Source organism: Albidovulum sp. (genome assembly GCF_008933605.1).
Classification (GTDB): Bacteria; Pseudomonadota; Alphaproteobacteria; order Rhodobacterales; family Rhodobacteraceae; genus Albidovulum.
The window spans coordinates 1-8,135 of record NZ_WBUS01000141.1; the positions used below are offsets into that span (position 1 = coordinate 1).

An 8,135-nucleotide genomic window follows, 5' to 3' on the forward strand; every position below is an offset into this window, starting at 1 on the left:
CGCCCCCCTGCCTCGGCCACGATAAGGTGCCCGGCCAGGAAGTCCCACGCGTTCATGTGTTCCTCGACGTAGCCGAGGATGCGCCCGGTCGCCACATAGGCCAGAGACAGCCCGCCCGAGCCGTTGCGCCAGAAGACCGTCCCTGCGTCGCAGGACAAGTTGACCAGCCGCTTGATGCCTTCGATATTCGTCCGCCCCGAGAACCCGACGCCCAGCGAGCCTTCGCGCAAGCTGGTCTTGGGCGAACAATGGATCGGACGGTCATTGCAGAAGGCCCCTCCGCCAGCCACGGCATGGTGCAGTTCCTCGTGCACCGGGTCATGCACCACGCCGATCACCGTCTGACCCTGATGGACGCAGGCGATGATCACGCACCATTGAGGAATGCCGTTGATGAAGTTCGTCGTGCCGTCGATCGGGTCGATCACCCACGTATATCCGCTGGCCCCCGACGTGGGCACACCCTCTTCGCCGACGACTCCGTCTTCTGGGAAGGCCCGTGCCAAGGCCGCCCGCACGGCGATTTCGACATTCGTGTCAGCCTCGGACACGAAATCCTGATGCCCCTTCACATCAATGGTCAACGCATCCCGTTTCCGGAAATACTCCAGCGCCATGGTGCCGACGTCGGTGGCGATGCGGCGGGCGGCGGCGTAGCGGTTCGCGAGGTCGGTCATCTGGCGTCCATCCATTGGGTCGGTCAGAACGTAACACCCTCTATCGGAAAGGGGAATTGAGCCGATGCGGCTGTCAAGGCACAGGTCAGCCGTCTTCGGTCCGGCCGGCATGCCAATCCCATCCGGCCCCGTGCGGCAAGAAGCGATGCGTTGCGTGCCGGCCCGTCTTGGCATCCGCGGCCCGCAACCGGTCTGTCCATCTGTCGCCGGTGGTGGCCTGTGGGGCTTCTCTGGCGGGGTGCCACGCTCCGGCCTCTCTGCGAGTTGCCGCCACCTCGGCGGCCTTCTCTTCCGCAGCAACGCCCGCGACAATGTACTCTCGACGGGAAACCCGAAGGCGGGCACCTTGCTGCGGGTCGCTCATCATGCGGAGTCCTCGGCTGGAGTCCGGCGATTGCAGCCTAACCCCCGTTTCGGATGAATGCCCTGAGACTTCACACCTAGCCGACCCGGCGTCGAGCCAGCGACGCGGATACCGGGCCGAAGCGGGCCCGCACGATCTGTTGCAGACGCCGGTGGGCGGAGCGATGACGGTTGCGGACGTGGAGGCCGGCGAAGATCGGCTGGGGAATGGGCGGAGCATCGTCAACCATGCGGCAAAGCCCGTCGCGCACCAGTTCGTCAGCCGAGTTTCTCAGGACATAGGCGGTGCCGCCCAGCGAGCGGAGGAGCGCCACCATCGCCGAGTTCTGCCCGATTGACAGGCTCGCCGTGGCGAGGGTCGGGTGCAGGGCTGCGTGCAGCGTGGGCATCGCATAGGAATAGTGCGGCATGATGTAGGTTTCCTGTCGCACCGCGGCGAGCCGGTCGGCCTCGGTCGAGACCATCACGTAGGCGATTTCGCCCACCGTCTCGAAGTGCAGGTCGACGTGGTAGCGCGGACTGAAGAGGATGGCGAAGTCCTCGGCCCCGGTCATCAGGTCCGCACACATCTGCGCGGAATAGTCGGCCTCGAACAGGAACGCCGTGCCGGGAAGCGCTGCGCGGAAGTCGCCGATCAACTCGTTGAAATGCATGGTGACGAGATCGCTCTGGATGCCGATGCGCATCGACAGGACGCCGCCGGAGTCGCCGACCGCATGACGCGCCTCGGTCCAGGCATGGAGCAGTGCGCGGGCATGGGGAGCGAAACGGAGCCCCGCGGTCGTGAGTTCCGTTCCCGCGCGCGAACGACTGAAAAGCCGCTGGCCGAGCGCCCGTTCCAGAGCGTTGACGCGGCCCGAGACCGTCGATTGCGTCACCGAGAGCCTTTCGGCGGTGCGGTTGAAGCTCCGTGTCTCGGAGAGGTCGAGAAAGGTCTGGATCAGCTCGATCTGCATTGGTGGCCCTGATCGGATAGTCCGATCAATAATGCCGGCCAAGACGAATTGAAAGCAAGTCCTCGCGCGCCGATACTCCGGCCGGCAAAGGCAAGCGGGGGGCGCAGATGGCCGAGATTCCGGCGACGGCACGCGTGGTGATCATCGGCGGCGGCGCGGTGGGCGTCTCTGCGCTGTTCCACCTTGCCAAGGCAGGCTGGACGGATTGCGTCCTCCTGGAGAAGAACGAGCTGACCGCCGGGTCCACCTGGCACGCGGCGGGCAACGTGCCCACCTTCTCGACCTCGTGGTCGTTGATGAACATGCAGCGCTATTCGACCGAGCTCTACCGCGGTCTGGGCGCGGCGGTCGACTATCCGATGAACTACCATGTCACCGGCTCGATCCGGCTCGCACATTCGAAGGAACGGATGCAGGAATTCGCCCGCGCGCGGGGCATGGGCCGCTATCAGGGTATGGACATCGAGGTGCTCGGCGTCGACGAGATCAGGGGCAAGTATCCGTTCCTCGAGACGCATGACCTGAAGGGCGCGCTCTACGACCCGGCTGACGGCGACATCGACCCTGCGCAACTCACGCAGGCGCTGGCCAAGGGCGCGCGCGACATGGGCGCCACGATCCTGCGATTCACCCCGGCAACCGGCGTGAGCCGCACCGACGGCGAATGGATCGTGCATACCGAAAAAGGCTCTATCCGCGCCGAGTTCGTGGTGAATGCCGCCGGATACTATGCGCAGAAGGTTGGCGAATGGTTCAGGCCCTTCGGTGGCCGCACGTTGCCGATGATGGTGATGAGCCACCAGTACCTGTTGTTCGAGGAAGTGCCCGAGGTGAAGGCGTGGTCGCAGCATGCCGGGCAGAAGCTGCCCCTCCTGCGCGACGTCGATACCTCATACTATCTCCGGCAGGAGAAGTACGGCTTCAACCTCGGCCCCTATGAACGCAACTGCCGCGCCCACTGGGTACGGCCGGACGACCCGTTCCCAGAGGATTTCTCCTTCCAGCTCTTCCCCGACGATCTCGACCGGTTGGAGCCCTACATCGAGGATGCGATGGCGCGGGTGCCGCTCTTGGGGAGCGCCGGCGTCTCCAAGGTCATCAACGGGCCGATCCCCTACGCGCCGGACGGCAACCCGCTGATCGGCCCGATGCCGGGCGTGCCGAACGCCTTCGAGGCCTGCGTCTTCACCTTCGGCATCGCCCAAGCCGGCGGCGCGGGCAAGGTTCTGGCGGAATGGGTGACGGAGGGCGCGACGGAGTGGGACATGTGGTCCTGCGACCCACGCCGCTTCACGGACTATACCGACCGCGACTACTGCATCGCCAAGGGGATGGAGGTCTATGGCCACGAATATGCCATGCACTTCCCATGGCACCGCTGGCCGGCGGCGCCGGACCGCAAGATGTCGCCCGTCCATGACCGGGTAAAGGCGCTCGGCGGGCAGATGGACGCCTACGGCGGATGGGAGCGGGCGAACTGGTTCGCCGGGCCGGGCGACGACCTGTCGGAGGCGGCGACGCAGACCTGGAACCGCGCCGGCCCCTGGGAGGCGCGCATCCGCGACGAGGCGCTCGCCGTGCGCGACGGCGTCGGCGTGCTCGACCTGCCGGGGTTCTCGCGCTTTCATCTATCGGGCTCCGGCGCGGGCGAATGGCTTCTCGGACAGGTTGCCGGCGGCCTGCCGAAGCCGGGGCGGCTTTCGCTCGCCTATTTCCCGGATGACCGGGGCCGCATCGTCACCGAGATGTCGGTGGCCTGCAACGGCGAGGACGACTACACGCTCATCACCGCCGCCGTGGCGCAGTGGCACGATTACGAATGGCTGGCGCGGAACCTGCCGAAGGGCCTGACACTCAAGGACCGCACCCGTGAGCTTTCGACGCTGATCGTGACAGGTCCGAAGGCACGCGACCTCTTCGCGCGGATCTCCGAGGCCGATCTCAACCTGCCGTGGCTTAGCCATGAAATGGGGACGGTTGCCGGGCAGAAGGCCGTCCTGGCCCGCGTGTCCTTCGCCGGGGAGCTCGGCTGGGAGGTCCATGCGCCGGTGGAGGCGATCCCGGCGATCTACGACGCCGTGCTGGAGGCAGGCGCAAAACCCTTCGGCATGTGGGCGCTGAACTCCTTGCGGATCGAAAAGGGTTACCGCGCCTGGAAGGGCGATCTGTCGACCGATTACAGCCTCCTCGAAGGCGGACTCGACCGGTTCATCCGCTTCGACAAGCCGCAGGACTTTCCGGGCAAGTTGGCTCTGCTGGCCGAGAAACAGCGCGGGGTGAAGAAGCGCTTCGTGACGCTGATCGTGGATGCGGGCGCTTGCGACGCGCCCTACATGTCGACGCTCTGGCACGAGGGTGAGATCGTCGGCGAGACCACATCCGGCGCCTGGGGCTACCGGGTCGGCGCCTCGATCGCGCTCGGAATGCTCCGGGCCGACCTCGCGGTGCCGGGCACCGTGATCGAGGTGGAGATCTACGGCGAGCGGTCCCGCGCGGTGGTCCAGGAGGACCGGCCGCTGTGGGACCCGGAAAACAAGCGGATCAGGGCCTGAGGTAGAGATGCCCATTCCGTCCCGAATGCGTGGAGTCCTTCTGACCGGACACGGCGGCCCGGAGAGGCTCGCGTGGTCGGACGACCTGCCGGTCCCCGAGCCCGGCGAGGGCGAGGTCCTGGTGCAGGTCCTGGCCGCCGGCGTGAACGCGACCGACATCAACACGCGCAAGGGCTGGTACGCCAGGGCCGATCACCCCGAGGCCGGGGGGTGGGCCGGCGCCATCCGCTTTCCGCGCATCCAGGGCAGCGACCTCTGCGGCCGGGTGGTCCGGCACGGCCCCGGAGTGAGCACCCCGCCCCTGGGCGCGCGGGTGATCTGCCCGACCAACCAGGCGGAGCCGACGCCCGATAACCCGCTCGCGTTCCGCGCCATCGGCTCGGAGTACGACGGTGCCTTCGCCGAGTTCTGCGTGGTGCCCGCCCGACACCTCCACGACGTCAGCACCTCGGTCCTGAGCGACATCGAGATCGGCGCCATGCCCTGCGCCTACGGAACGGCCTGGAACCTCCTCACCCGCGCGGGTCTCACGCCCGGCGAGCGGGTCCTCGTCACCGGCGCCTCGGGCGGGGTGGGATTCGCCGCGGTCCAGCTGGCCGTCCTCAAGGGTGCGATCGTCACCGCGCAATGCGCCGCCGCCAAGGCCGCGCCACTTCGCGATGCCGGGGCCCGCATCCTTGAGCGCGATGCGACGCCCTCGCCAAAGGGGTTCGACGTGGTGATCGACGTGGTGGGCGGCGCGGGCTGGAACGACCGGCTGACAGCGCTGAAGCCCGGCGGCCGCTATGCCACCTCGGGCGCGATCGCAGGGCCGATCGTGGAGGGAGACCTGCGGACGGTCTACCTGAACGACCTGACGCTCTTCGGCTGCACCCACCAGGCGCCCGAGGTCTTCGCCGGTCTCGTCACCGTCATCAACACCGCGGCGGTCCGGCCGTTGGTGTCCAAGGTCTACCCGCTGCGCGAGATCGCCCGCGCGCAGCAGGAGTTCGAGGCGAAGCGCCATGCGGGCAAGATCGTGCTCATTCCGGGTGAAAGGAACAAAAATGGCTGAGCTACCGACAAGGGCGCGGGCGGTGATCATCGGCGGCGGGGTCGTCGGCTGTTCGGTGGCCTATCACCTCACCAAGCTCGGCTGGAGCGACGTCGTGCTGTTGGAGCGCAAGCAGCTGACCTCCGGCACCACCTGGCACGCCGCCGGGCTGATCGGGCAGCTCAGGGCCTCTGCCAACATGACGCGCCTCGCCAAGTACTCGGCTGACCTTTACCGCGGGCTGGAGGCAGAGACGGGGCTGGCGACCGGCATGAAGACCATGGGTTCGGTCTCTGTCGCGCTGACCGAGGCGCGGAAGGAGGAACTGTTCCGCAACGCCTCGATGGCGCGGGGCTTCGGCGTGCCGGTCGAGGAGCTTTCGCCCGGTGAAGTGAAGGAGCGCTACGCACATCTCAACATCGAGGGCGTCAAGGCAGGGGTCTGGCTGCCCACCGACGGACAGGGCGACCCCGCCAACATCGCGCTCGCGCTCGCCAAGGGCGCGCGGCAGCGCGGCGCAGTGGTCGCCGAGGGCGTGAAGGTCACCGGCGTCAAGGTCGACGGGCAACGCGCGACAGCGGTGACCTGGGCGCGGGACGGCGAAACAGGCTCTATTGAGGCCGAACACGTCGTCAACTGTGCCGGCATGTGGGGCCGGGAGGTTGGCCGCATGGCGGGCGTCAACGTGCCGCTCCATGCCTGCGAACACTTCTACATCGTGACGGAACCGATCCCCGGCCTCTCGCAGATGCCGGTTCTGCGAGTGCCGGACGAATGCGCCTACTACAAGGAGGACGCGGGCAAGTATCTGCTGGGCGCCTTCGAGCCGAACGCGAAGCCCTGGGGGATGGCGGGCATCCCCGAGGATTTCTGCTTCGACCAGCTTCCCGAGGACTTCGACCATTTCGAGCCGATCCTCGAACGCGCCGTGCACCGCCTGCCGATGCTGGCGGAGGCCGGCATCCACACCTTCTTCAACGGGCCGGAGAGCTTCACGCCGGACGACGCCTACAACCTCGGCCTGTCGCTCGAGGTGGACAACTTCTGGGTCGCGGCCGGCTTCAACTCCATCGGCATCCAGTCGGCCGGGGGGGCCGGCATGGCGCTCGCCGAATGGATGGAGACGGGCGAGAAGCCCTTCGACCTCGGCGACGTCGATGTCGGCCGCAACCAGCCCTTCCAGGGCAACCGGCACTACCTTTACGAACGCTCGAAGGAGACGCTCGGCCTGCTCTATGCCGACCATTTCCCCTATCGCCAGAAGGCGACCGCGCGAGGCGTGCGCCGCACGCCGTTCCATGCGCAGCTCGATGCCGAGGGCGCCGTCTTCGGCGAGATCGGCGGGTGGGAGCGCGCGAACTGGTTCGCAAAGCCGGGCCAGGCGCGGTACTACGACTATTCCTGGGGCCGGCAGAACTGGTTCGACAACGCGGCCGAGGAGCACCGGGCGATCCGTGGCGGGGTGGGCATGTATGACATGTCGTCCTTCGGCAAGATCAGGGTCGAGGGACGCGACGCCGAGGCCTATCTCAACCACATCTGCGGGGCTGACCTGTCGGTCCCGGCGGGGCGCATCGTCTATACCCAGTTCCTCAATTCCCGGGGCGGCATCGAAGCCGACGTGACGGTCACGCGACTTTCCGAGACGGCCTATCTCGTGGTCACACCGGCGATCACCCGGCCGAAGGACCAGACGTGGATGCGCCGGCAGATCGGCGACTTCAACGTCGTCCTGACCGACGTCACGGCGGCCGAAGGCGTTCTGGCCGTCATGGGGCCGAAGGCGCGCGAGCTGATGCGGAAGGTCAGCCCGAACGACTTCTCGAACGAGGCCAATCCCTTCGGCACCGCCCAGGAGATCGAGATCGGCATGGGCCTCGCCCGCGTCCACCGCGTCTCCTACGTCGGCGAGCTCGGGTGGGAGATCTACGTGTCTGCGGACATGGCGGCGCATGTCTTCGAGACGCTGCGGGAGGCGGGCGGGGGCCTCGGCCTGAAGCTCTGCGGCATGCACATGATGGACAGTTGCCGGATCGAGAAGGCGTTCCGCCACTTCGGCCACGACATCACGAGCGAGGATCACGTGCTGGAGGCGGGCCTGGGTTTCGCGGTGAGGACGGCGAAGCCCGCCTTCATCGGTCGCGATGCGGTACTCAGGAAGAAGGAGGCGGGGCTGGAGCGGCGGATGGTGCAGTTCCGTCTCTCCGACCCCGGGGTGATGGTGTACCACAACGAGCCGATCCTCAGGGACGGCAGGATCGTGAGTCACCTGACATCGGGCGCCTACGGGCATCACCTCGGCGCGGCGATCGGCATGGGCTACCTGCCCTGCAAGGGCGAAAGCGCCGAAGCGCTCATGGCCTCGCGCTACGAGATCGAGATCGCCGGGCGGCGGGTGGCGGCGGAAGCGTCCCTGAGACCGATGTACGACCCGGACGGCGCGCGCGTGCGGACGTGACGCGCCCCCGGATGCAGGCCGGGGCCATCTGCGCCCGGCCATCCCAGGAGTATTTCCGGACAGAAAGCGAGGCTTGAGGTGGAAGAGGCTCTGAAC

Annotated in this window: 5 protein-coding genes; 3 read left to right on the plus strand and 2 right to left on the minus strand. The window is 67.3% G+C overall.

The features are described from left to right. Positions 1 to 677 (minus strand): inositol monophosphatase family protein (locus tag F9K34_RS15115; RefSeq protein ID WP_291337939.1); only part of this gene is annotated, 677 nt, incomplete at its 3' end. A 440-nt stretch (positions 678 to 1,117) separates the two neighbouring features. Continuing rightward, complete coding sequence (locus F9K34_RS15120; protein ID WP_291337940.1) at positions 1,118 to 1,996, minus strand: LysR family transcriptional regulator; 879 nt, start codon at positions 1,994 to 1,996, stop codon at positions 1,118 to 1,120. A 107-nt stretch (positions 1,997 to 2,103) separates the two neighbouring features. On the opposite strand from F9K34_RS15120, the gene F9K34_RS15125 reads away from it, so the two are divergent. Genes F9K34_RS15125 through F9K34_RS15135 form a run of 3 tightly spaced genes read left to right on the plus strand, consistent with a single transcriptional unit; the run spans position 2,104 to position 8,039 of the window. Further along, positions 2,104 to 4,548, plus strand: coding sequence for a GcvT family protein (locus tag F9K34_RS15125; protein ID WP_291337941.1), 2,445 nt, complete (start codon positions 2,104 to 2,106; stop codon positions 4,546 to 4,548). 25 nt (positions 4,549 to 4,573) lie between these two features. Then, complete coding sequence (locus tag F9K34_RS15130) at positions 4,574 to 5,602, plus strand: alcohol dehydrogenase catalytic domain-containing protein (protein WP_291337942.1); 1,029 nt, start codon at positions 4,574 to 4,576, stop codon at positions 5,600 to 5,602. Continuing rightward, positions 5,595 to 8,039: a GcvT family protein gene (locus F9K34_RS15135; RefSeq protein ID WP_291337943.1), complete on the plus strand. Its 2,445-nt coding sequence runs from the start codon at positions 5,595 to 5,597 to the stop codon at positions 8,037 to 8,039. Before F9K34_RS15130 ends, F9K34_RS15135 begins: the two co-directional genes overlap by 8 nt. Positions 8,040 to 8,135: the final 96 nt, after the last annotated feature.